This window comes from Prauserella cavernicola (assembly GCF_016595675.1).
Lineage (GTDB): Bacteria > Actinomycetota > Actinomycetes > Mycobacteriales > Pseudonocardiaceae > Prauserella_A > Prauserella_A cavernicola.
In genome coordinates this window covers 1247075-1270292 of sequence record NZ_JAENJH010000002.1, presented here as the reverse complement: position 1 = coordinate 1270292, position 23218 = coordinate 1247075, and the positions used below count along the sequence as shown (strand labels likewise).

Sequence of the window (23218 nt, the reverse complement as noted above, 5' to 3'; positions counted from 1 at the left end):
TACCAATGCGAAGACTCCATCGCCCTGCGCTTAAATTTGAATCGAGACAGGACCTTTTCGCGCGTCAAAAGAATGTCACTTCGGCGAAGTCGGGCCGCGAGCACTGGGATCGCTACAGGAGATCTAAGCCTGCAAAGGAGGTAATCTCCGCACTAGAAGCGATGGCTGGGACTAGGCAACGTTGCGCCTATTGCAGCGACTCCTACGCTTCTGATATCGACCACTACGTTCCTATAGCAAGGGATCACGGTCGAGTATTTAGTTGGAAGAACTTCTTGTGGGTTTGCACAAAGTGCAATCGACAAAAAGGGGCGAATTTCCCGGTCGCTGATACGGGAGAGCCACTACTGGTCGACCCGTCGCGGACAGATCCTTGGGCGCATCTTACTTTGGATACGGCAACGGGATTTATATCTCCACGATATTTGGAGAGCACATTCGATCCGGTCGGAGAGTTCACTCTCTCAGTGCTACCAACGATAAATCATGAGGGCGTAGCAGAGGGTAGAGCGAGAGTTTGTCGAAGTCTGAAGAAGGCAATCGGGAGCGCAGCCACAGCGCCAAGTTCAAATCAAGCACGCGAAGACCTTTTGACACTAGTACGTGAAGACGATGTTGCGGTTTCACGCTGGTATGGCTACTGGGAGGGTAGCCAGGAACCCGAAATGGTTGCTTTGCGTGTAGCCTCGCCGAAGCTTTGGCGGCGACTTCTTCGCGCATGTTCGTACTGATGCAGACTTAGTGGATCTCCATAACGTATCGAAGTTCGTAGCGGTCGGCGGGGAATAGGATGTCGGCGGTTTCGACTGCGAGGTCTTCGGCTCCGTGGCGGTCGGCGACGCGGAATGTCTGGTGGATCTCGACCAGGGGGCGCGTGGGCGGCATTTCGAGGGCGCGGGCTTCCTCGGGCGTCGGGGTGCGGATATCCAGCACCTCCTCCACCTGGTTGACGTGCAGGCCGATGGCTCCGAAGCGGTCAACGATGCCCTTGTTCGCGTGCTCGCCCTCGTGGGGTAGCTCAATGTCGGTGCCGCCAGTGATGGCGAGGGGCTCCCATGCCTGGCTGCTGGTGACCGGTTGGGCTGGGTTGCCCATGCGGATGAAGTAGCGGGTGCAGGTCACGGGATCGCCTTCGGCGATGCCGAGTCGCTTGGCGATATCGGCCGGCGCCGTGGTTCGGATGGTCTCGTGCTGCACGTCGAGCTTCGCGCCCGACGCCTCGGCCTCTCGCACGTAGGTGCGGACTTCTTGGCCCCGGAAATACCGCTGAGGGGCGATGCGAGTGAGCTTGTCCAGGCGGCGGACGAAGACGCCCTTACCTCGAATGCCGTTGGCGAAGCCCCACTCGCGCAGGAGCTTCATGGCCGCGCGGGCGGTGATCGCGGAGACGTTGTGGATGTCGCAGAGCTGGGCTTCGCTCGGAAGCTTCTCACCGTCCTGTAGATCGCCGTCGATGATCCGGCGGCGGTACTCCTTGGCGATCTGCTTGTAGCGCGGTTCGTCATCGCTCGGGAAGTCCGCGTGCTCGCCAAACAGCAGCTCAGACATGTTTTTCGCCCTCCTCAGGTTCGGGCTGATCGTCTCACAGAACCTCGTATGTTGACATCCTCACATACGAGGCTTAACCTCGTATACGAGGTTGCTCCGATGGGGTGGCCGTGAAGCCCGCTGAAGGGCTCCCTACAGGCGATCAATGAGGAGACAGAACACAGATGGCGATCAACAGGGGTCACCGGTTCCCGATCAACTTTGATGACGCCTTCCCGCAGGGGTTGGTGATGGTCGGCGAGGTCGCGCCGGACAACGAGTACCTGTCGAACGACGAGCGGGCGCGTGGCAAGCAGCCCAAGCAGAAGTTGGACGAGACCACGGGCAAGCGGCAGTGGAAGGCCACGGTCACCGACCCGAGCGAGACCAACGCCAAGCGTGCCTCGTTCGTCCTCACGTTCCTGGCCGACGTGCAGCCCGTGCCCACGACCGACGAGGCTCTGCCGGGTATGCGCCCGATCGAGCTCGACGGCCTGACGGCTGAGCCCAAGGTCGCGGGCAATGGTGAGTTCAAGTACCAGTCGTACGTCTTCCGTGCGACTGCCTTCAAGGCCGCTATGGCCAGTGGTGGCGCTGGCAGGTCAGCGGGCAAGTCGGCTGGCAACGGTGGCGGGGCTGAGACTCCGGCCAAGGCCGCGTGATCTCCATGGGCGAGGCCAACGTGAAGGGGCTTGCCGTCGTTCCCCGACCGCTCGTGAAGGGATGGGAAGAGGCGTATCGCCGGTACGGAACGGCGTGTGAAGCCCTCGACCGCAGCCGCGGAATCGACACCGCGTCGAGCATGGCCGAGGCATCTAAGGCTGTCGCTGTGGCGTGGCGGGCGATCGCGACGCAGGGCGCTTTGTCCTGGTGGATCGTGGCGGCGATGGTCTCGGCGGCTGAGTCCTTCGATGAACAGGCCGACTACTGGGCGGAGCAAGCTCGACGGTTCGGCGCGGGGGTGAGCACCGGCGGCACTCGTCCTGTTCACCCTCGCACCTCCCGTTCCCTGCACCGTGGGGGGAGGTGACGACGTGAGCGAGTGGGACAAGGCGCGTGAGGTGCAGACGCTGAAGCAGGCACACGAGGTTCTGTCCGGTCTGCGCCCCGGCGACGGCGAACCGCTGGCCGTGTGGCGTGACTACTACCTGCGCAGCTCTGCCGTGTACGCGCGGATCGCAGAGATCGACCGGGGGCATCACCACGAGGCTTTGTACTGGTCCGGGCGCGAGAAGCGTAAGGCTGAGGAGATCAAGCAACCACAGTAGTTAGTCCACTGTAGAGGGTGAACGTGCGGCCTGTGGGTCGTGCGGCGATGACGCGCGCCCTCGTTCGGACTTGTTGGAACGTAAGGCGCAGAAGCGGTGCGTGGCTACCAACCTTGCCGCTTCTGCGCTGTCCACACCAGACGGAGTAGACATTGGCAACGATAGACAACGAGCAGGGGCGCGAGTCAACGGGGGTCACCCGGATGCGTTGCGCCACCTGCAAGCGTTTCGCTCGGCTGGCTCCCGGTGACCGCGACTGCGCGGGCTGTGCGGGTCGGCTTCCTCTCGACATGCCTGCCTCGGCGAAGCGGGGTGAGGCTCGATGAGCGTGCATGGTTCGCGTTGGGCCGACCCTGCCCCGCTGGAGATCTCGCGGCCCCGGTTGCCGTGGTGGACGCTGCTGCCCGGGTGGATCAAGGTCGTCGTCGCGCCGGTGGCGGCGGTCTGGGTGGTGTGCTGGCTTGTGTTCCAGCTCGCCCGGGTCGCGGTGCGCTACCCGTTGACCATCGCTGTCGCGGTGCTCGTGGGCTGGCTTCAGGCCCAGTCCGGGTGGTGGATGGTGGCGTTCACGTTGTTGGCCGTGGTGGTGGTGTTGGGGTTGTGGCGGTGGCGGCATGCGCCGTCGTTCGGGCGGTTCGTGGCCCCGCAGCCTCGCACGGAGTTCCGGCGGTTCTCGGTGTATGCGTGTCAGTGGCGCACGGTGATGCGGCTGTCGGATCTGGTGAAGTCCAGCCGGGGCAAGGAGTACCGGCCTGCGCTCGGGCGGGTGCGCTCGGAAGGCTGGCGGGACCGGGTACGGGTGCGGATGGTCAAGGGCCAGGCCCCGGAGCAGTGGGAGCTGCACGCCTCCGGTTTGGCGCACGCGTTCAAGGCCCGCTCGTGCCGGGTGCGGGTGCTCAAGCCGGGTCGTTTGGAGCTGGACCTGGTGCACAGTGACCCGCTCGTGCATCCCGTGGCGGTGCCGGATCTGGTGGAGGATGCGGCGGCGGTCGATTTGAAGCGGGTGACCGTGGGTCGCACGGAGGTGGGTAAGCCGTGGCGGTTGCGGCTGCTCGGTACCCACGTGTTGGCGGTGGGGGTGTCGGGTGCGGGCAAGGGCTCGCTGTTGTGGTCGATCGTGTGGGCGCTCGCGCCGTTGATCCGCTCGGGGAAGGTGCGGCTGGCGGGCATCGACCCCAAGGGCGGCATGGAGCTCGGCCAGGCCCCGGAGGTCTTCAGCAAGGTCGTGTTCGACAACGGTCCTGACGCGGTGGTGCTGTTGGAGGAGATCGCGGCGACGGTGAAGGAACGCGCCACTCGGTATCGGGGGAGGTTGCGGGCGTGGACTCCGGAGACCGGGGACCCGTTCATCCTGCTCGTGGTTGATGAGCTGGCGGACGTGATCGCCTACCAGGCCGACAAGGGCCTGCGGGAACGCGCGTCGCGGGCGGTGCAGACGATCACGAGCCAGGGCCGGGCACCCGGTGTGTGCGTGCTGGGGCTGTTGCAGGACCCGCGCAAGGAGGTCGTGAGCTTCCGACACCTGTTCTCCACCCGCATCGCCATGCGGCTGGATGAGAAACCGCAGGTGGACATGGTCCTCGGCGATGGTGTCCGGGAGCGCGGGGCGACGGCGCACGAGATCTCCGAGCAGACACCCGGCGTCGCGTGGGCCAAGGAAGAGGGGCGTCGGGAGCCGTTCCGCGCTCGGGCTTTCCACGTCACCGACACCGACCTGGACGAGCTGGTCACCTTCGTCACCGGCGTTCCCGTGCACCGCGCGGAAGTCCTGAACTTCCCCGGCCAGCGAATGGAAGGGGGTGCGGCAGCGTGAACGAGCTGATCGTCTTCCTCGACGCCATCCGCGCTCATCTCGTGCGGCACAACCTGCCGGGCGCGATCGGGGTACGGGTCACGACGTGGCGGGAACCGGTCAAGGTCCAGCTCGACGGCTGGGACCTCACGGAAGTGGCCGGCCAGTTGTGTTCGTGGGCCGCGAGCCTCGACGGCTCCACGGCTGAACTGCACCGGCTGGCGGATGGGTCGCGGGTGTTGGTGACCGTCGTCGGTCGACTTCCCTGTGGTGCCCCGGTTCACGTGTACGGCGCGGTCCGCTACACCCGTACCGCGTTGCCTGACCTGCCGGTGGCGGTCACGCAGGAGGTGCCGGTGTGGGTGCTGCGCGGATGGGCTCGCGGTCGGCAGGGGGTGGCCGCCTGATGACCATCCCTGCGACCACTCCGGTCGACGTGTCGCGGCTGACTCGCGCGGAGCGGATGCGGCTGCCTCTGTCCACCGAGGTCATCAAGGCCACGGCGGAGAAGCACGGTGTCTGTGTCCGTCCGTTCACGATGGAGGTTGGCGACCCGGACACCGGTGAACTCCGCTACGTCGCGGTGCCCTGCGGCTCCACCGTGGAGTCGGTCTGTCTGCCGTGTGCGCGCAAGGCGAAGGCGCTGCGGCAGACCCAGTGCCGTGAGGGTTGGCATCTGACCGAGGAACCGGACTTCACCCCGGAACCACCCACCGGGCAGCAGACCGAACTGCTCGAGTTCCGGGCCGACCTCGTGCACGCCTACCGCCAGGCAGTGGACGAAGGCGCGGACTGCGACGCGGAAGAACTCCGTGACGAGATCCGGGGTGTGGACGACGAGCTGCGGGCACTCGGGATGCGGGGCCGACTCCCCGCCGTCGAGGTCCCCGTCAAGCAGCCGACGAAGCGGTCCACGAAGCGGCGGCAGGACGCGCCGGACCTCCCGACCCGCAAGGTCACCAAGACCACCGTGGGTCGGGAGTTCGCGGGGCGGTTCCGGCCGTCGATGTTCGTCACCCTGACCCTGGACACCTACGGGCGGGTCCGGGACGACGGCACCCCGATCGACCCGGCGGGCTATGACTACCGCAGGGCGGCGCGGGATGCGGTGCACTTCTCCGCCCTGATCGATCGGTGGTGGCAGAACCTGCGCCGTGTGGCGGGCTGGGACGTGCAGTACTTCGCCACCGTCGAGCCCCAGAAGCGGGCCGCACCTCATCTGCATGCGGCGTTGCGTGGGTCGATGTCGCACGAGGTCATCCGCATGGTCACCGCGGCCACCTATCACCAGGTCTGGTGGCCTGCTCATGACCGGCTCGTCTACGACGGCGACCAGGTGCCCGTCTGGGATTCCCGCACGGCCTGTTTCGTGGACCCGGACACCCGACGTCCGCTGACCGAATGGCATCAGGCGGTAGAGGAGGTTGAGGACCCGGCGCACGTGGTGCGGTTCGGGCGGCAAGTGCACTCCAAGGGCATCCTCGGCGGCACCGAGGAAGCCGGGCGGCACATCGGCTACCTGACGAAGTACCTCACCAAGTCCACCGGTGAGGTCGTCGAGGCCGCGTCCAACCGGCAACGGGATCACCACGACCGGTTGCACGCCGAGTTGGCGATCACCCCGTGCTCGCCCCGGTGCGCGGTCTGGCTGCTCTACGGCATCCAACCGTTGGGCAGCAACGCCAAGACCACGCCCGGCAGGTGCAAGGGGCGGGCTCATCGGCGGACCACGCTCGGCCTGCCCGGTCGCAGGGTCCTCGTCTCCCGCAAGTGGTCGGGCAAGTCGCTGGCCGACCACAAGACGGACCGCAAACGGTTCGTGCGGGACATGCTCGCCGGAGTCGGCATCGAGAAACCCGAGGAAGACACCTCGCGCCTGATCTGGCGCAAGGTCGCACCCGGCGATCAGCACGTGCCACCACGGGCACACCTGCTCATGCACGCCATCGCCGAACGAGTCACTTGGCGGGCCGAGTACGACCGGGCCTTACTCGCCGCGCAGGGACCACCAGGCGATGCGCCAGAAACTTCGGCAACTCAGCTCGCAGCCTGAACTACCAGGGGGAACGCAGTGGAGAACGTGAGCAGATTCGAGCGGCTGTGGTCGGTCGAGGACGTGTCGGCCTACTTGGGGGTGCCGGTGAAGACGCTCTACCAGTGGAAGTGGCGCGGCGAGGGTCCGCCGGTCCGCAAGCTCGGCCGTCACCTCCGATACGACCCGGCCAAGGTGCGGGCCTGGGTGGACGGACTGACGGAGGCGGCCTGATGGGACATATCCAAGATCGCTGGTATCGGCCTGCCCAGGACTCGGAGACCGGGAAGCCGCTCCTGAACGCGCAGGGTAAGCCGGTGCTGGAGAAGACCGAACTCTTCGGCAAAGGTCTGCGGTACAAGGTGCGCTACCTCGACCCTGTGGGCAACGAGCGGAGCAAGTCCTTTCCGGACAAGAAGAAGCGTCTGGCCGAGGACTTCATGCACAAGGTGGAGGACGAGAAGAACCGGGGCAGCTACCTCGACCCGAAGGCGGGGAAGGTGGTGCTGCGGGAGTACGCACAGCGATGGGTGGCCAGCCAGAGCTTCGAGGAGTCGACGCGGGAGCTGACGGCCTACCGGATGCGGCTGCACATCTATCCGCATCTCGGTGACAAGTTCCTGGACGGCATCACAGCCTCGGACGTGCGGGAGTGGGACCGCAAGCTTCAGGACAAGGGGCTGGCGGCCAGTTATCGAGAGGTGCTGTTCGCGCATCTCCAGTCGGTGCTGAACGCAGCGGTTGACGACGAGAAGATCAGAAAGAACCCATGCAACGCGGCGTCAGTGCGCAAACCGAAGGCCGAAGCTCGCAAGATCATCCCGTGGACGGCTGAGCGGGTTCACGCGGTGCACGAGGCGATGGCGGAGCGGTACAAGGTCACGGTGCTGCTCGGGGCTGGCCTTGGGCTTCGGCAGGGTGAGGTCTTCGGCCTGGCTGTCGATGACGTCGACTTCGATGGCGGGGAGGTCCACGTACAGCGTCAGGTGAAGCTGGTCGGCAACAAGCCGTGCTTTGCTCCTCCGAAACGGAACAAGACGAGGGATGTCCCGCTGCCCGACTCGGTGGGCAAGGCGCTGGTCGATCACATGGCACAGTTCCCGCCGCTGTCGGTCACGCTGCCGTGGAAGCATCCGGGCGGCGAGCTGGTGACGGCGCGGCTGCTCGTCTACAGCAGGGAACGTACGCAGGCATGGCGGCCGGTCTTCAACCAGTGGACGTGGGCACCCGCACTCAAGAAGGCCGGGGTGGAACGGGTTCCACGGGTCGACGGCTTCCACGCGCTACGGCACTTCTACGCCTCGACGCTGCTCGACGCTGGGGAGACCGTGGCCGCGCTCGCGAGCTACCTCGGTCACGCGGACCCCGGCTTCACGCTCCGCACGTACACACACCTGATGCCGTCGAGCAAGGAACGGACCCGCCGCGCGGTGGACGGGGTCTTCGGCCCAGGTCGTGGGGATCTCCCGGCGGCGGCCTGACCACGGCCTGAGCTGCCCGTTGATCTTCGAACTGGCAGCTCAGACCCACTTCCTTACCTACAACTACCAGTTCTGACGACGACGTAGCCCACTACCCACGGTCCCGGGGATCTTTGTACCTCCGGTCAGCTCTCGTTTGGCATTTACTTCCCGATGCGAGTACGCTTTCCATATAGAAAGTAAGCGTCGAAGGGAGCTCGTCTGATGTCTGGCATGTCCGAACTCGACCAGGTCGCCGACGCACGCCGCAAGGTCGCGTCCCACGCCCAGTTCCCGACGGGCTACTGGGTCTTCTTCGGGGTCGCCCTCGTTTTCATGGCCGGTGTGCCGATCTGGATGAGCTGGGTGAACTCGGCCGGCTCCACCTATCTGGGCTGGTCGCTCGGGGCGATCGCGCTCGGCTCGGCCGTCTACTCCGTGATCAAGCGGCGCAGGTCGGGCGTCCACCTCCCCAAGTGGGCAGGCGCCTACCCCAGCGCGCGACCGATCTGGCTGGCCAGCATCGTGATCACGCTCGCCGGGTTCGTCGGGATCAACGTGTTGGTCAACAACGATCAGCGCAACATCGCGCTCATGGTGCTCCCCGTCGTGGCCATCGCCGTGTTCTTCACCCACCTCAAGATCCGTTCGGCGATGCGCCGTGACATCGAGGCGGGCCGGGTCAGGCCGTGAGCAGTCAGGACCTCGAACGGGGCGCGGGCCAGACCGAGGGCTGGGGTCGCCAACCGATCTTCGAGACCGGTCCCCGGCTGGCGCTGTGCGCACTGCTGCAGGGCGCGAAGTGGGTCGACTTCGCGACGGCCCGCGACATGCTGGGCGCGAGCGACTCCGCGATTTCCAAGCACAGCCGCACCCTCGAGGACGCGGGCTATCTGGAGGTGCGCAAGGGTTCGGTGGGCCGTCGCCCACGGACCTGGTTCCGGCTCACCGACGATGGCCAGGCCGCGCTCCGGGGCCACCTGGACTGGCTCTCCCGGCTGCGCGACACCCTCGAGCCGACCTGAGGCGTCAGCGCCTCCGACCAGAGCTCGGGCTCGCTCCGGTGTCGCGCTGTTGGACGGGGAGAACATGGCCACGCAGGTGTACGACCGGATCGGCCGCGGCTACTCGCACGGGCGGCGGACAGATCCCCGCTGGATGGCGGCCATCACGGCGGCGCTGGGAGACGCCGGTTCCGTCCTCGATGTCGGAGCGGGCACCGGGTCCTACGAACCCTCGGCGTCGACGGTGCTGGCGGTGGAGCCTTCGCGGGGGATGCTGACACAGCGAGGGCCATACCTGGCTCCGGCCGTGCGGGCCGTCGCCGAGAACCTGCCCGTTCGAGATCACGCCGTCGACGCCGCGATGGCGGTGCTGACCGTGCACCACTGGACCGACTGGCGTCAGGGCCTCGCCGAGCTGCGGCGGGTCGCAGACCGTCAGGTGGTGCTGGCCTACGACACGCGGCTGCACAGCGAGTTCTGGTTCACGCGGGAGTACGTCCCGGAGATCGCGCGACTGGAGCGCTCCCGCCCTTCCGCCGAGGACATCGCGACCGAGCTCGGCGCCGACGACGTTGCCGTGTTGCCCGTGCCGTGGGACTTCACGGACGGCGTGTTCCCGTCGTTCTGGCGTCGGCCCGAGGCCTACCTGGACGAGCGGGTGCGCGCGAACTGCTCGGCGCTCGCCCAGACCGATCCGGCGGCGGTGACGCGCGGCATCGAGCGGCTGCGGCGCGACCTCGACTCCGGCCGCTGGCGGCGACGCCACGCCGACCTTCTGGAGCTCGACGAGCTCGACGTCGGGTTCCGCCTCATCACCGCCGGGGGTCGATGAGTTTCCGGCTCGGCCCAGGTCAGTACCGGCATGGGAATCGTCACCGCCAACCTCGCCATCTCGCTCGACGGCTTCACCGCGGGGCCGGGGCAGAGCCTCGAGAAACCGTTCGGCTCGGGGGCCGACGCGCTGACCACGTGGATGTTCGAGACCGAGCAGCCCGGCCGCGAGCGCGACGCCAAGCTGCTGGCCGAGATTCATGCCGGAACCGGCGCGCACATCATGGGCCGCAACATGTTCAGCCCCGGTCGTGGCGCCTGGGACGAGAGCTGGACCGGCTGGTGGGGGCCAGAGCCGCCCTACCACGCGCCGGTCTTCGTGCTCACCCACCACGAGCGTGCGCCGCTGGCGATGGAGGGCGGCACCACGTTCAACTTCGTCACCGCCGGCATCACCTCCGCGCTCGACCAGGCACGTGCCGCGGCGGGCGAGCGGCCCATCGAGATCGCGGGTGGCGCGGCGACCGTGCGCCAGTACCTCGCGGCCGGGCTGCTCGACGAGCTCGTGCTGCACCTCGTACCCGCGACGCTCGGCGCGGGTGAGCGTCTCTTCGACGGGCTCGGCGACCTGAGGCTGGAGCCGGTGGAGACCATCAGCTCGCCCACCGTCACGCACCTGCGCTATCGCGTCCTGCCCTCACCCCGGTAGGGCGAGGCGCGCACGCGCACCACGTGGTGAGGCTGGGTGGTCCACGTGGCACGGAGGAGGGATCGTGATGGCAGGCACGGCGACGGTGGGGCTGCTCGTCACGTTGGAGGCCAAGCCGGGGCGCGAACGCGACGTCGAGGAGTTCCTCGACTCCGGGCTCCCGCTCGTGGACGACGAGCCCGCGACCACGGCCTGGTTCGCACTGCACCTCGGAGGTTCCCGCTACGGCATCTTCGACGTGTTCCCCGACGACGCGGGCCGGGACGCACATCTCAGCGGCAAGGTGGCCGAGGCCCTGGTGGCGAAGGCTCCCGAGCTCTTCGCCGCCGGGCCCGACATCCGCAAGGTCGACGTCAGGGCCGCCAAGCTGCCCTGAGCGTCAACCACCCATTCCGAGCACCCCGACCATGAGCGGGATCAGCAGCATGATCAGGATCGCTCCCGCCACGTCGAACACGACTCCGGACCGGATCATCTTGGTGATCGGCACCGCGCCGGAGCCGTACACGATCGCGTTCTGCGGCGTCGACACCGGCAGCATGAACCCGAACGACGCCGCGAAGGTCGCCGCCAACGCGGGTATGAACGGGTCGATGCCCGCCGCCGCGGCGATGGGGATGACGATCGGCACGACCACCGCGGCCGCTGCCGTGTTGGACGTCGTCTCGGACACCACGATCGCCACCAGGACGGCGAACACCGTGAGCGTCACCGTGCTCGTGAGACCGAACGTGCTGGCGAGCGCCGTACCGACGGTCTGGGCGAGCTCGGTGTCGCTCAGCAGCGAACCGAAGATGATGCCGGTACCGAACAGCAACACCGTGCCCCAGTCGATCCGGACGGCCTCGGTCCAGGTGAGCGTGAACTTCCGCTGCGGCCAGTTCACCGGCAGCACGAACAGCAGCGCCGCACCCAGCACGGCGACGATGCCCTCGTCGAGCCGGTTGCTGATGGTCTCGTAGGCCGAGGAATCGCTGCCCGCGACCAACGCGACGATGCCTGGCGTGACCCAGAGCGTCACGGTGACGAGGAACGCGATCATCGTGTTCCACTCGGCACGCGAGAGCTTGCCGAGCTGCTCGCGCTCCTTCGCGACGTACTCCTCGACCCCGGTGAGCCGCTTGATCTCCGGCCGGTTCAGCAGGATCAGCACCGCGGCGAGCAGCACGAACATCAGTGCACACGCCGGCAGCGCCAGCACCGTCCACTCCAGGAACGAGATCCGCTGGCCCGTGGCCTCCTCGATCAGCTCCCTGCCGATGAGGTTCGGCGGCGAGCCGATGGGTGTCAGGAGACCGCCGACGCTGGCGCCGTAGGCGAGCACGAGCATCAGCGCGATGCCGACGCGCAGCCGCAGCGGGTCGAAGGGCTTGTCCTCCGGTGTCTGACGCTTGATGAGCTCGGCGATCACCGACAGCAGACCGACCGCGGTGGGCAGCAGCATCGCCACCGTCGCGGTGTTGGAGATGAACGCGGAGATGACGGCCGTGACCGCTCCGAGCGCGACGATCACGCGCCAGGTGCTCTTGCCAACGCCGCGGATGCTCAGGATTCTGAACGCGAATCTGCGCGCCAGGCCGTGCCGCAACATGGCCTGGGCGAGGATGAATGCGCCGATGAACACGAACACCGTCGAGGAGCCGAACGGTGCCAGCACGTCGTCGGCGGGTAGCACCCCGAGTATCACGATGGCGGCGACGCCGATCAGGCCGCCGACCGGGATGGGTACCGGTTCGCAGACCCACAGCACCACCACGCCGAGCAGGACCGCGGCCAGCTTGTGCTGCGCGGGATCCAGCCCGGTCGGCAGTAGGAGGAACACGATCGTCACCGCGGGCGCCAGGAAGAAGCCCACTGTTCTGCGTGCTCGTTCGAAGCGCTCCTCGGCAGGCGTCAGCTTCTGTTCCGCCAGTCCGCGATAGGTACTCCCGGACAACAGAGCCGAAGTGACGCTCTGCGTGCGCCCACCGTCAGCGTCGTCGCTTTGTGCCATCCGGGAACCCTAGCGACCAGTGATCCAAGTCACTAGTACTTTGCGATCATTTGTCTGATTCCGGCACCAGGGCGAGCTGGTCGGCGTGGAACGACTGGCGCTGCGGCGGCGGCAACCAGGCTTCCGGCCGGTTGCTCTTGTGCCTGCCCAGCTCCGTGAGGCTCAGCGGCGCGCCGAAGTCGGCTCCGTACGAGTCGGGCTTCTCGATGCGCACGAGGTGCGTCCGCTCGGGCGCCAGGCCGATCCCGATCGCGATGACGTAGGAGTCGTCGAGCTCGGCGGTGAAGCCCGCCCAGGCGCCGGCGAAGTGCCACACCCGCGCCGTCACCGGCTCACCCTCGACCAGCCAGGTCACCTGCGGCCAGTCCTCGTAGCGCTTGGCCTGCTTCTCGGCGTGCTCGACGAGCGCGAGGATCAGACCATCGGGCCGCGGTACGGACCCGTCCGGCAGCGTGAGGTTGACCAGGCCGAACGCGCCACTGAAGGCGACCTCGGCGAGCGGGTCGCCCCCACTGGCGCACATGGTCTCGTCGTAGCGCCGCTTCGGCAGACTCCCGATCCGGACGCCGTGCTCACTCTCCCGCTCGCGGTGCCCCAGCCACAACGCCCACGGCCTGCTGTCCGGGATGCCCTCGAAGAAGTCGACCCATCGCGGCCCCCGGAAACCCCAGTCGAGCCCGTAGACGGAGAAGTCGACGGGCAGCGATTTCTTGTCAGTGACATCGGAGTTCACTCGAAGATATTGCACCGTTCGCCCGGTATCGGCAGCTCGAGTTACCAAGCCGCAGCAATGGGTGACACAGCGCGAGCAGGTCGGTAACGGTCCGGATTGGACGGAAATCGCGTGTTCGCCAGCCGGGTAGTGCAACGGGACGATCCCGCTGCGACAGGCGCAGTCGGCATCGTTACCCGGTTCGGCCGGTGACACACGAACGGCCGCGGCCGCCGGATTTCTCCTGCTGGCCCCCGCAGGGGGCCGACAGCGAATCGGCGGCGCGGCCGGTAAATCCACAATGGAGCAACGTCACCACGTCCACTGTGGAGTCGGCGCCGGCCGGGCGGGCGGTCTCGGATCGGCCCTACCCAACCAGCGACACCGCTTGCTCAGGAGGACTGAGCGGCGGCGGGCTCCTTCTTCTTCTCGCCGGCCGCGGCCTCCGGATCGGAGCCGAGCCGTTCGAGAGCGTCCTGCAGCGCGGTGTGGCTCGCCGCGAGCCGCTCGGCGACGACGCCCCGCAGCTCGAGCGCCTCGGTGCGCTTGGTGTTGGCGTCGGCGAGCTTGCGCTCGGCCTCGCTGACCATCTTCTCGGAACGCGTCCTCGCGTCGGTCTCGAGCTCGTTGATCCTGCGCTCGGCGTCGGCGGTCTTGGTCGCGATCTCCTCGGCCGACGCCTTCTCGGCCGCCGCGATGCTCTCCGCGGACTTCTTCTCCGCCGCGGTGATCTTCTCGGCCGAGGTCTTCTCGGCCGACGCGATCTTGTCCGCGGAGCCCTTCTCGGCTACGGCGATCTGGTCGGCGGACTTCTTCTCCGCGGCGGCGACCTCGTCAGCCGACTTCTTCTCGGCGGCCTTACGGCGTTCCTGAGCCTCGCCGTCGAGACGGGTGCGCTCCTGCTGGGCCTCGTTCGCGAGCTTCTCGGCCTCGGCGCGCGCCTTGTCGCGTGTCTTCTCCGCGTAACCGTCGGCGGCCGAGCGCGCGGCGGCGGCCTCCTCCTCGGCCTTGCGGCGGAGGTCGGCGATCTCCTCCTCGGCGAGCCGCATCATCGTCTTGACGCGCTCGCTCATCGCCGCGGGACCCGAGGGGTCCTCGACCATGCGGGTCAGAGCGGCCTTGGCCTCGATCAGCTCCTGCTGCGCGTAGCCAAGGGCCTTGGTCAGGTCGGCGACGGACGCGGTGGCCTCGTCGCGGCTGCGCGCACTGCGCTTGAGCTCGCCGGCAGTCTTCTTCAGGTACTCGTCGACCTGGACCTGGTCGTAGCCCCTGAAGACCGTGGTGAACGGGGTGGACTTGGTGGGGTTGTGGGGTGCTCCGGCTTCTGCCATTCGGCAACCTTAATGAGTCCACACGCGGAAACCCATACCTCCAAACGGACCCTTTCTCTCCAGGGCCGATACTGTGCGTGCAAGGGTGCGCTGACGAGGGGAGGGACGTCTAGATTGGACGCGGTCCTCGACGACATCGCCCAGCACTGGCCGCTGTACGCGGCGATCCCTTTCATCGCCGCGCTGATCGGCTACGTCACCAAACGCGTCGCCATCGAGATGATGTTCCGGCCCCTCGAGTGGGTCGGAATCAAGGGCACCTTCCTCGGCTGGCAGGGCGTCGTTCCCCGGCACGGCGGTCGCATGGCCGCGGTCGCTACCGATCTGCTCACCGCGAATTTGCTGGACATTCGCGAAGTGTTCGACCGGATCGACTCCGACCGGATCGCGCGCGAGATCGAACAGCCGCTGCTCCGGGCCGTCGACGGGATCGCCCGCGACGTGCTCGCCGAGTACCACCCGCGCATGTGGGAACGGCTCCCCCCGATGGCGCAGGAACTGATCGTCAAGCAGCTACAGGCGTCGTCACCGAAGCTCGTCACGCAGCTGATGGACGAGGTGCGGGAGAACCTCGACGACATCCTCGACGTCAAGCACATGACCGTGCAGCGGCTGACGAAGGACAAGGCGCTGCTGGTCAGGCTGATCCGCGAGACGTCGAGGCCCGAGATGGCGTTCATCGCCCGCTCCGGCATCTACTTCGGGTTCGTGCTCGGCATCGCGCAGGCGATCGTCTGGGCGCTCACCAAGGAGCCGCTCGTGATGCCGATCTTCGGCGCCGCGATCGGCCTGTTCACCGACTGGCTGGCGATCAAGCTCATCTTCGTTCCGCGCGAGCCGGTGCGGCTGTTCAACCGGTTCACGCTGCAGGGCAAGTTCCAGCGCAGGCGTGCGGAGGTGGCTCAGCAGTACGGCGAGCTGATCGCGCGCGAGGTGCTCACCGTGCCGAACCTGATGGACTCGATCCTGCGCGGGCCGCGCTCCGACCGGCTGATGGCGATGATCAAGCGCATGGTCGCCGAGTCGATCGACGAGCAGGCAAGTGCCGCGAAGCCGCTGGTCACTGTGGCCATCGGCACGAAGCGGCTCGAGGAGATGAAGCAGGCCGCGGCGGCGAAGGCCATCGAGCGGTTGCCCGAGACCATCGGTCCCGCCGAGGGCTACCTGACCAGGGCGATGGACGTCGCGAACATGGTCGAGGAACGGATGATGAGGCTGACGCCGGTGGAGTACGAGGGTCTGCTGCGGCCCGCGTTCCGTCAGGACGAGTGGAAGCTCATCATGGTCGGCGGCGTCATCGGACTCCTGGTCGGTGAGCTTCAGGTGCAGCTGATGCTGACGTGACGGCGACGCGCCGTTCACGTCCCTTCGCGTAGGCGATCACCCGGCACACAAGATAGATCGTGAACGAGATCGCCGTGACGAAGAAGCTCACCGGTGCGCCCGGTGCGAGCGAGAGGATGATGCCGCCCATCGCGGCGACCTCGGCGAACACCACGGCCAGCACGGTCGCCCGCAGCGGGCTCGCGGTGATCCTGGCCGCCGCCGCGGCGGGCGTGACCATCAGAGCCACCACCAGCAGCGCGCCGACGATCTGCACACCGAGAGCCGTCGCGATACCCACGAGCACCGCGAACAGCGGCGACAGCAGCCGCACCGGAACGCCCTTGGCCATCGCGACGCCGGGGTCGACGCTCGCGAACAGCAGCGGCCGGTAGATGAGGCCGAGCACCACGAGCACGACTCCGGCCGAGACCAGCAGCGCCGTGAGGTCCTGCGGTTCGACGGCCACGATCTGGCCGACGAGGATGCCGAACTTGTTCGACGCCCTGCCCTCGTAGAACCAGAGCAGCAGTACACCGAGACCGAGCCCGAACGACAGGATCACGCCGATCACCGAGTCGCGCTCGGACTCCCTGCCACCGAGCAGCCCGAGCAGCAGCGCGGCGACCACCGCTCCGAGCAGCGCGCCGTAGCTGACGCCGATGCCCAGCAGCAGCGCCGCGGCGGCGCCGGTGAAGGCCAGCTCGGCGGTGCCGTGCACGGCGAACGACATCCGCCGCATGACGATGAGCGGGCCGAGCGTGCCGGCCACGAGGCCGAGCACGGCCGCGGCGAGCAGCGCCATCTGCACGAAGTCGAGACCGAGCAGTCGTGCGGTGAGCTCGAAGTCGAAGAGCTTGTCCATGATCTGTTACGACACCCGCTCGCCCACGTGATGGTGCACCTCGTCCTCGCACAGCGCGCTCTGCGCGCCCGCGACGTGGATCTGCCCGCCGACCTTGAGCACCTCGATCCGGGTCCCGTACAGCTCCGACAGCGTCTCGGAGTTCATCACCTCGTCCGGCGTGCCGATGCGGAACTGTCCGTTGACCAGGTACAGCACTCGATCCACATAGGACAGGATCGGGTTAATCTCGTGGGTGACGAACAGCACCGCGGTGTCGGCCTCCCGACGCCTCGAGTCGATCAGCTCACTGACCACTCGCTGGTGTGTCAGGTCGAGCGAGGCCAGCGGCTCGTCGCACAGCAGCACGTCCGGCTCGCCGATCAGCGCCTGCGCGACCCGCAGCCGCTGCTGCTCTCCGCCGGAGAGCCTGCCGACCGGCGACGCGGCGTAGGACTCCGCGCCCACCGACTCGACCAGCTCGGCGATGCGCTTGCGCCGCCTGCCCGCGCCGAGCAACCCGAAGCCCCAGCGGTCGCCGTCGAGGCCGAGCCCGACCAGATCGGTGCCGCGCAGGGTCAGCTGCTCGTCCATGGCGCGCTGCTGCGGGATGTAGCCGATCCTGCGGTTGCCCCTGCCCGGCGGCCTGCCCGCGATGCTCGCGGAGCCCGAGCTCAGTGACTGCAGGCCGAGCAGCACGCGCAGCAGGCTCGTCTTGCCGGAGCCGTTGGGACCTAGGACGGCGAGGAACTCGCCGGGGCGGACATCGAGGTCCAGACCCGACCACAGGACCCGGTCGCCGAACCTCAGCCCGGCGCTCTCGATCTCGACGACTCCGCCACTCACTTGCCCAATGCTCCCGACAACGCCTCAACCTGCTCGTTCATCCAGGCAATGTAGTCCGTCGTGCCTTCGGGCAGCGTTTCGGTCACGTCGACCACCGGCACTCCGGCGTCCTTGGCGGTGCCGATGACCTTCTCTGTCACCGGGGTGACCGTCTGCGAGTTGTTCACCACCGCCTGGACCTGCTTGCTGGAGACCAGCTCGGTGACCTCCTGCTGAGCGGCGACGGGCACATCGGTCTCGTTCTCGACGGCTTCGGCGAACGCGTGCGGCGTGGCGTCGGTGATCCCGGCCGTGTCGAGCAGGTACTGCGCGACGGGCTCCGTGGCGACGACCTTCGTGCCTGGGTGCTCGGCGCCGAGCTGCTCGATGCGCGTCGTCAGGTCGGCGAGCTCGGACTTGAAGGCCTCGGCGTTGTCGGTGAAGGTCTGCTTGGACCCGGCGTCGAGCTCACCGAGGCGCGCGGCGACCTTGTCGGCCACCTCGGAGACGACCTCCAGGTCGTACCAGACGTGCTCGTTGCCATCGCCGTGGTCGTGGCCGTGGTCGCCCTCGGCACCTTCCTCGGCGTGTTCGCCGCCGTGCTCGTCTCCGTGCTCACCGGCGTGCTCTCCTTCGTCGCCTTCCTCGCCGTGCGAGTGGCCCTCGCCCTCGTAGGCGACCACCGGCTCCGCGTCGGAGGCCTGGCCCGCGAGCTGCTCGAAGAACTCGTCGTAGCCGCCGCCGTTGTAGACGAGCAGCTGGGCCGACTGCACGTCGGCGGCGTCCTCCGCACTGGCCTGGTACGAGTGCGGGTCCGCGGACGGGTCTTCGATGATCGGCAGCACGCTCACCTTGCCGCCGCCGACGGCCTCGACGACGCTGCCCCAGACGTTGGTGGAGGCGACGACCGAGATCCGGCCGTCCTCACCTGGCTGGCCACCGGAGTCACCGTCGGAACCACATGCGGTGAGGCCCAGCACGAGCACTGAGACAGCCGGTGCCGTGACCAGCAGGCGCCTCGCGCGGCGAGAGTTCATCGACAACACACTCCGTCAACGTGATGGTGGGTAACAGTCAGTAGAGATAATGGGAACGATTGTCGAATTCACTTTACCCCAACCGGTGACGAACCCACAGTTCAGCGACCAGCGTCACGACGGACCGTCAGGTGTGACGCCGGTGGGGCGGAACTTCTGCATTGGCTTCTGAACCGTTACGGTTTGTTCATGAACCGGCCGATGCGAACCCGGCGACAGGCGACGTTGGCGTCACTGGCCGCCGAGTTGGGCGTGTCCAGGACCACGGTGTCGAACGCCTACAACCGGCCGGACCAGCTCTCGCCCGAGCTACGCAAACGTGTGCTGGAGACCGCGAGGCGGCTGGGCTATCCCGGCCCCGACCCGGTCGCCCGCTCCCTGCGAACCCGCAAGGCCGGCGCTGTGGGTCTTTTGCTCACCGAGAACCTCTCCTACGCGTTCCGCGACCCGGCGGCCGTCGGCGTGCTCGAAGGACTCGCGCTCGCGTGCGAGGACGCGGGCGTCGGCCTGCACCTCGTGCCGGCCGGTCCCGGCCGTGAGGACGTCGCCGCCGTGCACAGGGCCGGCGTCGACGGGTTCGTCGTCTACTCCGTGCCCGACGACGATCCGCACCTCGCCGCCGTGCTCCAGCGCCCGGTGCCCACCGTGATCGTCGACCAGCCCTCCGTCGACGGCGTCGACCGCGTCGGCCCCGACGACGAGACGGCCACCGTGAGCCTCGCCAACCACCTCGTCGGGCTCGGGCACCGCCAGGTCGGCGTGCTCTGCATGCGCCTCGCCCGCGACCGCAACGACGACTTCGTGCCGATGTCTCGCCAGCAGGATGCCCACTACCACGTGCAGCGCACCCGGCTCGACGCACTCAAGCGCACCTTCGAGGCCGCGGGTGTGGCGTGGGAGAGCGTGCCCGTCGTGGAGCGCTTCGAGCACAACGTCGACGACGGCGCGTCCGCGGCCAGGCAGTTACTCGACTCCTACCCGCGCGTGACCGCGCTGATCTGCACGTCCGACATCCTCGCGCTCGGCGCGCTCGCCGAGGCGGGCCGACGAGGCCTGCGTGTGCCGGCCGACCTGACGATCACGGGTTTCGACGGCATCGCCGAAGCCACGCGCGCCGGGCTCACCACCGTGCACCAGCCGGTGCTGGAGAAGGGGAAGTCCGCGGGCAAGCTGCTGCTCGGCGCCGCGGACCGCGTCGCGCCGAAAGTCATCACGCTGCCGACGGAACTGCGCGTCGGCACCACGTCGGCGCCGCCGAGGACCGCCGAGGAACGCTGGTTCGGGCCCTGAGCCGAAAGTGAGCCGCTGCTCACCCCTTTCGCCCAGCCGCTCATGGTCCAATTGACGTATGACCGCGATCGACCTGCTGCTCAAGCGCAACCAGGAACTGGGCAACGCGACGCCCGGCGACCGTTCCTCGGCCAGCCCCTCGCTCCATGTGGCCATCCTGACGTGTATGGACGCGCGCATCCGCGTGTTCGAGATCTTCGGCCTGTTGCAGGGCGAGTCGCACGTGCTCCGCAACGCGGGTGGCGTCGTCACCGACGACATGATCCGCTCGCTCGCGCTCAGCCAGCGCAAGCTCGGCACCACCGAGGTACTGATCGTCCAGCACACCAGCTGCGGACTGAACACCGTGACCGAGGACAGTTTCAAGGACGAGCTGGAGACCGACTGCGGCCTGCGGCCGACGTGGGCCGTCGAGGCCTTCAAGGACGTGCAGGCCAGCGTGCGGCAGTCGGTGCGGCGCGTGCGGACGAGTCCTTTCCTGCCGCACAAGGACAACGTGCGCGGCTTCGTCTACGACGTGCACAGCGGTGAGCTGACCGAGGTCTCCTAGCCCACCCGGCCGCGACGGCGGCCGGTGCTGCTGTAATTCCAGGGATGTCCATCGACTCCGACACCCTGATCGACTGGTTCGACACGGTAGGCCGCGACCTGCCGTGGCGTCGCCCCGAGTGCACCGCGTGGGGCGTGCTGGTCAGCGAGATCATGTTGCAGCAGACGCCGGTCGCCAGGGTCGAGCCGATCTGGCACGAGTGGCTCGCGCGCTGGCCGAAGCCCTCCGGCCTGGCCGCCTCGAGCCAGGGTGAGGTGGTGCGCGCGTGGGGCAAGCTCGGCTACCCGCGGCGCGCGCTGCGACTGCACGCCGCCGCCTCGGCGATCGCCGAACAGCACGGCGACGTCGTGCCAGCTGACGTGGACGCTCTGCTCGCCCTGCCCGGCATCGGCGCCTACACCGCGAGGGCGGTCGCCGCGTTCGCCTACGGCCAGCGGGCTCCGGTCGTGGACACCAACGTGCGCAGGGTCGTCGCCAGGGCCGTCCACGGCGCGGGCGACGCCGGACCGCCGTCGAACACTCGCGACATGGCCGACGTCGAGGCTCTGCTGCCCCGCTCGGAATCGCGGGCGGCACGGCTTTCGGCCGCGCTGATGGAACTGGGCGCGCTGGTCTGCACGGCGCGCACTCCGCGCTGCGCCGACTGCCCCGTCTTCGACGGCTGCGCCTGGCAGCACGCGGGCAGGCCCGCCTACGCGGGTCCCGCCAAACCGGTGCAGAAGTTCGCCGGAACCGACCGGCACGTGCGCGGACTGCTGCTCGACGTCCTGCGCGGCACCTCGGAACCGGTGGAGAAACCGCGACTCGACGTCGTGTGGTCGCAGGCGGGTCAGCGAGACCGCTGCCTGGACTCGCTGCTGGTGGATGGCCTGGTCGAACAAACGGCCGACGGGAGGTTCGCTCTCCCGGGCGAACATTGACAGAACAGAAGCGAATCTTGTTAATGTCTCCCCTCGTCACGATTTGCGAGGGAGATCGAGATGACCGGCAATTCTGGTTTCGACCGGCGTGCCCTGTTCAAGGGCGGTATCGCCGCGACCGCTGTCGGTGCCCTGACGACCTGGGGGGCGGCCCCTGCAACCGCCGCTCCGCGCAGGGCAGCCGAACCCGTGATCTACGGGACCGATCTGTGGGGAGCGCGTCCACCGGACCAACCCATCGAGGTGCTCGACCACAAACCCACCTACATCGTCGTGCACCACACCGTGGAGCCCGGCAACACCGAGGACTATTCGAGAGAGCGCGCATTCCAGATCTCGCGCGACATCCAGACGTTCCACATGGACACTCGCGGCTGGGGTGACTCGGGCCAGCAGTTCACGAACAGCCGCGGTGGCCACATCACCGAAGGACGGCACCGCAGCCTCGAGGTGCTGCGCGGCGGCACCCAGCACGTGCTCGGCGCCAACGTGGGCAACCACAACAGTGAGGTCGTCGGGATCGAGAACGAGGGCCTCTACACCGACGTCGACGTGCCGCAGGCGCTGTGGGACTCGCTGGTGAACCTGGTGGCCTACATGGCCGACCAGTACGGAATCACCACCGATTTCATCAAGGGCCACCGGGACTTCAACTCGACCGAGTGCCCAGGCGAGGTTCTCTACGGACGGCTGCCGGAGCTGCGCGAGGCCGTGGCGGCCTCGCTCGGTGTGCAGGCCCGCCAGCCCGTCGAGTGGCCGCTGCTGCGCCAGGGAGACACGGGCGAGCAGGTCAGGGAAGCACAGCGACTGCTGCGGGCGCGCGGGGAGAAGGTGTCCGTCGACGGGGTGTTCGGCCCGGCGACGCGCAGTGCCGTCCGCTCGTTCGCCGACGCCAACGGGGTTTCCACGGCTACCTGCTACGCCTCCGCCCACACCGATGAGCGCGGGCTGCTCGGTGCCGACATCTGGCCCCTGCTCACCGACGGCGCCGACCGTCAGGCCGTCAAGCAACGGCTGGCCAGGATCGGCTAGCGGCCGAGGACCTCCGAGAGGAACGCCTCCACGGCGCCCCGGTACTGCTCAGGCGCGTCGTCGTGCACCACGTGTCCCGCACCGGGCACGACGACGTGCCTGCCGCCAGGTACCCGGCCGGCGAGTTCTGCCTGCTGCCCCGGCGGCATCGCGGTGTCGCCCGCCTCGACGACGAGCAGCGGGCACCTCACACTGTCCACAAAGGACCAGTAGTCGCGCCTTCCCCATTCGGCCGCGATCTCGTACAGGTCCTCGAGATCGGCCAGCAGGTGGTAGCCGTCGGCACGTTCCTCGACACACTCGGCGAAGTAGTCGCCCGTGCTGCCGAAGAACTCCCGCACGTGCGCCAGCGAACGGAACGGCACTGGCCACGAGTCGAAGTGGCCTCGCCACGCCTCGACCGTGCGACCGCGCTGGTCGGGAGCCATGTCCTCCACCACCACCGCGCGCACCAGTTCCGGGTGCGTGGCCGCGAGCACCCACGCGTGCAGCCCACCCATCGAGTGCCCGATGACCACAGCGGGCCCCTCGCCGAGCCCGGTCACCAGCTGGGCGACATCGGCCACGAACTCCTCGGTGCGCCACTCACCGCGACGCCGGGACCTGCCGTGTCCACGCGCGTCCAGACCCACGACGTGCCCGTACCCGGTGAGCCAGCGCGTCACCGGCCACCACGTCGTCGCGCGCCCCATGAGGCCGTGCAGGAGCACGATCGGCGGGCCCTGCCCACCGAAATCGACGACTCCCTCGCCGCACTGCATGGACTCGCATTCACCTCGTCTTTCGGTGCGGGCGCGT

The 23218-nt window shown here is 67.9% G+C and carries 27 protein-coding genes; 19 read left to right on the top strand and 8 right to left on the bottom strand.

The genetic code is table 11. From position 1 onward, the window contains the following. Positions 1-5 precede the first annotated feature (5 nt). A complete protein-coding gene (locus JHE00_RS36075; RefSeq protein ID WP_372440437.1) occupies positions 6-731 on the top strand; it encodes an HNH endonuclease in 726 nt (241 codons plus the stop codon). A gap of 7 nt (positions 732-738) precedes the next feature. Here the strand turns inward: JHE00_RS36075 and JHE00_RS12950 are convergent, their stop codons facing one another. Then, on the bottom strand, positions 739-1548 hold the full coding sequence (locus JHE00_RS12950) for a GntR family transcriptional regulator (RefSeq protein ID WP_200318178.1): 810 nt from the start codon (positions 1546-1548) through the stop codon (positions 739-741). Positions 1549-1712: 164 nt separating this feature from the next. On the opposite strand from JHE00_RS12950, the gene JHE00_RS12945 reads away from it, so the two are divergent. From JHE00_RS12945 to JHE00_RS12885, 13 genes are all read left to right on the top strand, one after another. Then, entirely contained in the window at positions 1713-2189 is a 477-nt protein-coding gene (locus tag JHE00_RS12945) for a hypothetical protein (RefSeq protein ID WP_200318177.1), read from the top strand. Between the two features lie 5 nt (positions 2190-2194). Further along, positions 2195-2557: a hypothetical protein gene (locus JHE00_RS12940; protein ID WP_230423230.1), complete on the top strand. Its 363-nt coding sequence runs from the start codon at positions 2195-2197 to the stop codon at positions 2555-2557. Between the two features lie 4 nt (positions 2558-2561). Beyond that, entirely contained in the window at positions 2562-2795 is a 234-nt protein-coding gene (locus tag JHE00_RS12935; protein WP_200318175.1) for an AMED_5909 family protein, read from the top strand. A 322-nt stretch (positions 2796-3117) separates the two neighbouring features. Then, a complete protein-coding gene (locus JHE00_RS12930; protein ID WP_200318174.1) occupies positions 3118-4608 on the top strand; it encodes an FtsK/SpoIIIE domain-containing protein in 1491 nt (496 codons plus the stop codon). Beyond that, the gene (locus tag JHE00_RS12925) at positions 4605-4994 is read left to right on the top strand and encodes a hypothetical protein (protein ID WP_200318173.1); all 390 of its coding nucleotides are present in this window, start codon (positions 4605-4607) and stop codon (positions 4992-4994) included. Before JHE00_RS12930 ends, JHE00_RS12925 begins: the two co-directional genes overlap by 4 nt. Further along, positions 4994-6640, top strand: a complete 1647-nt coding sequence (locus JHE00_RS12920; RefSeq protein WP_200318172.1) for a replication initiator — start codon at positions 4994-4996, stop codon at positions 6638-6640. The genes JHE00_RS12925 and JHE00_RS12920 overlap by 1 nt, the downstream gene beginning before the upstream one ends. A gap of 18 nt (positions 6641-6658) precedes the next feature. Further along, positions 6659-6853, top strand: a complete 195-nt coding sequence (locus JHE00_RS12915; RefSeq protein WP_372440436.1) for a helix-turn-helix transcriptional regulator — start codon at positions 6659-6661, stop codon at positions 6851-6853. Further along, on the top strand, positions 6853-8100 hold the full coding sequence (locus JHE00_RS12910) for a site-specific integrase (RefSeq protein WP_200318170.1): 1248 nt from the start codon (positions 6853-6855) through the stop codon (positions 8098-8100). The genes JHE00_RS12915 and JHE00_RS12910 overlap by 1 nt, the downstream gene beginning before the upstream one ends. A 204-nt stretch (positions 8101-8304) precedes the next feature. Continuing rightward, positions 8305-8772, top strand: a complete 468-nt coding sequence (locus tag JHE00_RS12905; protein ID WP_200318169.1) for a hypothetical protein — start codon at positions 8305-8307, stop codon at positions 8770-8772. Further along, positions 8769-9104: a winged helix-turn-helix domain-containing protein gene (locus JHE00_RS12900; RefSeq protein ID WP_200318168.1), complete on the top strand. Its 336-nt coding sequence runs from the start codon at positions 8769-8771 to the stop codon at positions 9102-9104. The genes JHE00_RS12905 and JHE00_RS12900 overlap by 4 nt, the downstream gene beginning before the upstream one ends. A gap of 64 nt (positions 9105-9168) precedes the next feature. Next, complete coding sequence (locus tag JHE00_RS12895; RefSeq protein ID WP_200318167.1) at positions 9169-9915, top strand: class I SAM-dependent methyltransferase; 747 nt, start codon at positions 9169-9171, stop codon at positions 9913-9915. 30 nt (positions 9916-9945) lie between these two features. Next, on the top strand, positions 9946-10563 hold the full coding sequence (locus tag JHE00_RS12890) for a dihydrofolate reductase family protein (RefSeq protein WP_200318166.1): 618 nt from the start codon (positions 9946-9948) through the stop codon (positions 10561-10563). A gap of 67 nt (positions 10564-10630) precedes the next feature. Then, positions 10631-10939 (top strand): putative quinol monooxygenase, encoded by a 309-nt coding sequence (locus JHE00_RS12885; RefSeq protein ID WP_200318356.1) that lies wholly within the window; start codon positions 10631-10633, stop codon positions 10937-10939. Between the two features lie 3 nt (positions 10940-10942). On the opposite strand, the gene JHE00_RS12880 is transcribed toward JHE00_RS12885, so the two are convergent. The 3 genes from JHE00_RS12880 to JHE00_RS12870 all read right to left on the bottom strand — a co-directional run bounded on the left by JHE00_RS12880 (position 10943) and on the right by JHE00_RS12870 (position 14599). After that, positions 10943-12556, bottom strand: a complete 1614-nt coding sequence (locus JHE00_RS12880) for an SLC13 family permease (protein WP_200318165.1) — start codon at positions 12554-12556, stop codon at positions 10943-10945. 46 nt (positions 12557-12602) lie between these two features. After that, complete coding sequence (locus tag JHE00_RS12875; protein WP_200318164.1) at positions 12603-13289, bottom strand: hypothetical protein; 687 nt, start codon at positions 13287-13289, stop codon at positions 12603-12605. Positions 13290-13660: 371 nt separating this feature from the next. Next, entirely contained in the window at positions 13661-14599 is a 939-nt protein-coding gene (locus JHE00_RS12870; protein WP_200318163.1) for a DivIVA domain-containing protein, read from the bottom strand. A 114-nt stretch (positions 14600-14713) separates the two neighbouring features. Here JHE00_RS12870 and JHE00_RS12865 point away from each other — a divergent pair, with 114 nt between their 5' ends. Beyond that, positions 14714-15943, top strand: a complete 1230-nt coding sequence (locus JHE00_RS12865; RefSeq protein WP_200318162.1) for a DUF445 domain-containing protein — start codon at positions 14714-14716, stop codon at positions 15941-15943. Here the strand turns inward: JHE00_RS12865 and JHE00_RS12860 are convergent. From JHE00_RS12860 to JHE00_RS12850, 3 genes are read right to left on the bottom strand one after another with little or no spacing between them, the layout of a single operon-like run. After that, positions 15894-16787 carry a metal ABC transporter permease gene (locus JHE00_RS12860; protein WP_200318161.1) on the bottom strand — a complete coding sequence of 298 codons (894 nt, stop codon included), beginning with the start codon at positions 16785-16787 and terminating at the stop codon, positions 15894-15896. The two genes, JHE00_RS12865 and JHE00_RS12860, sit on opposite strands and share 50 nt — an antisense overlap. 6 nt (positions 16788-16793) lie before the next feature. Further along, positions 16794-17612 carry a metal ABC transporter ATP-binding protein gene (locus tag JHE00_RS12855; protein WP_200318160.1) on the bottom strand — a complete coding sequence of 273 codons (819 nt, stop codon included), beginning with the start codon at positions 17610-17612 and terminating at the stop codon, positions 16794-16796. Continuing rightward, entirely contained in the window at positions 17609-18628 is a 1020-nt protein-coding gene (locus tag JHE00_RS12850) for a metal ABC transporter solute-binding protein, Zn/Mn family (protein WP_200318159.1), read from the bottom strand. Before JHE00_RS12850 ends, JHE00_RS12855 begins: the two co-directional genes overlap by 4 nt. A 189-nt stretch (positions 18629-18817) precedes the next feature. Between JHE00_RS12850 and JHE00_RS12845 the strand changes: the two genes are divergently transcribed. Genes JHE00_RS12845 through JHE00_RS12830 form a run of 4 tightly spaced genes read left to right on the top strand, consistent with a single transcriptional unit; the run spans position 18818 to position 22420 of the window. Then, positions 18818-19918, top strand: a complete 1101-nt coding sequence (locus JHE00_RS12845; RefSeq protein WP_200318158.1) for a LacI family DNA-binding transcriptional regulator — start codon at positions 18818-18820, stop codon at positions 19916-19918. Positions 19919-19976: 58 nt separating this feature from the next. Continuing rightward, a complete protein-coding gene (locus tag JHE00_RS12840) occupies positions 19977-20468 on the top strand; it encodes a beta-class carbonic anhydrase (protein WP_200318157.1) in 492 nt (163 codons plus the stop codon). A 44-nt stretch (positions 20469-20512) separates the two neighbouring features. Then, positions 20513-21388, top strand: coding sequence for an iron-sulfur binding domain-containing protein (locus JHE00_RS12835; protein WP_200318156.1), 876 nt, complete (start codon positions 20513-20515; stop codon positions 21386-21388). A gap of 60 nt (positions 21389-21448) precedes the next feature. Continuing rightward, positions 21449-22420 (top strand): peptidoglycan recognition protein family protein, encoded by a 972-nt coding sequence (locus JHE00_RS12830; RefSeq protein ID WP_200318155.1) that lies wholly within the window; start codon positions 21449-21451, stop codon positions 22418-22420. On the opposite strand, the gene JHE00_RS12825 is transcribed toward JHE00_RS12830, so the two are convergent. Beyond that, positions 22417-23181 (bottom strand): alpha/beta fold hydrolase, encoded by a 765-nt coding sequence (locus JHE00_RS12825; protein ID WP_200318154.1) that lies wholly within the window; start codon positions 23179-23181, stop codon positions 22417-22419. The two genes, JHE00_RS12830 and JHE00_RS12825, sit on opposite strands and share 4 nt — an antisense overlap. Between the last annotated feature and the right edge of the window lie 37 nt (positions 23182-23218).

Excerpts from the sequence above, each read along its gene's own strand:
- JHE00_RS12940 (WP_230423230.1), top strand. The coding sequence starts at position 2,195 with ATGGGCGAGGCCAACGTGAAGGGGCTTGCCGTCGTTCCCCGACCGCTC.
- JHE00_RS12830 (WP_200318155.1), top strand. The coding sequence starts at position 21,449 with ATGACCGGCAATTCTGGTTTCGACCGGCGTGCCCTGTTCAAGGGCGGT.
- JHE00_RS12910 (WP_200318170.1), top strand. The coding sequence starts at position 6,853 with ATGGGACATATCCAAGATCGCTGGTATCGGCCTGCCCAGGACTCGGAG.
- JHE00_RS12870 (WP_200318163.1), bottom strand. The coding sequence starts at position 14,599 with ATGGCAGAAGCCGGAGCACCCCACAACCCCACCAAGTCCACCCCGTTC.
- JHE00_RS12890 (WP_200318166.1), top strand. The coding sequence starts at position 9,946 with ATGGGAATCGTCACCGCCAACCTCGCCATCTCGCTCGACGGCTTCACC.
- JHE00_RS12950 (WP_200318178.1), bottom strand. The coding sequence starts at position 1,548 with ATGTCTGAGCTGCTGTTTGGCGAGCACGCGGACTTCCCGAGCGATGAC.
- JHE00_RS12845 (WP_200318158.1), top strand. The coding sequence starts at position 18,818 with ATGAACCGGCCGATGCGAACCCGGCGACAGGCGACGTTGGCGTCACTG.
- JHE00_RS12920 (WP_200318172.1), top strand. The coding sequence starts at position 4,994 with ATGACCATCCCTGCGACCACTCCGGTCGACGTGTCGCGGCTGACTCGC.
- JHE00_RS12895 (WP_200318167.1), top strand. The coding sequence starts at position 9,169 with ATGGCCACGCAGGTGTACGACCGGATCGGCCGCGGCTACTCGCACGGG.
- JHE00_RS12905 (WP_200318169.1), top strand. The coding sequence starts at position 8,305 with ATGTCTGGCATGTCCGAACTCGACCAGGTCGCCGACGCACGCCGCAAG.
- JHE00_RS12945 (WP_200318177.1), top strand. The coding sequence starts at position 1,713 with ATGGCGATCAACAGGGGTCACCGGTTCCCGATCAACTTTGATGACGCC.
- JHE00_RS12840 (WP_200318157.1), top strand. The coding sequence starts at position 19,977 with ATGACCGCGATCGACCTGCTGCTCAAGCGCAACCAGGAACTGGGCAAC.
- JHE00_RS12835 (WP_200318156.1), top strand. The coding sequence starts at position 20,513 with ATGTCCATCGACTCCGACACCCTGATCGACTGGTTCGACACGGTAGGC.
- JHE00_RS12850 (WP_200318159.1), bottom strand. The coding sequence starts at position 18,628 with ATGAACTCTCGCCGCGCGAGGCGCCTGCTGGTCACGGCACCGGCTGTC.
- JHE00_RS12825 (WP_200318154.1), bottom strand. The coding sequence starts at position 23,181 with ATGCAGTGCGGCGAGGGAGTCGTCGATTTCGGTGGGCAGGGCCCGCCG.
- JHE00_RS36075 (WP_372440437.1), top strand. The coding sequence starts at position 6 with ATGCGAAGACTCCATCGCCCTGCGCTTAAATTTGAATCGAGACAGGAC.
- JHE00_RS12930 (WP_200318174.1), top strand. The coding sequence starts at position 3,118 with ATGAGCGTGCATGGTTCGCGTTGGGCCGACCCTGCCCCGCTGGAGATC.
- JHE00_RS12885 (WP_200318356.1), top strand. The coding sequence starts at position 10,631 with ATGGCAGGCACGGCGACGGTGGGGCTGCTCGTCACGTTGGAGGCCAAG.
- JHE00_RS12860 (WP_200318161.1), bottom strand. The coding sequence starts at position 16,787 with ATGGACAAGCTCTTCGACTTCGAGCTCACCGCACGACTGCTCGGTCTC.
- JHE00_RS12880 (WP_200318165.1), bottom strand. The coding sequence starts at position 12,556 with ATGGCACAAAGCGACGACGCTGACGGTGGGCGCACGCAGAGCGTCACT.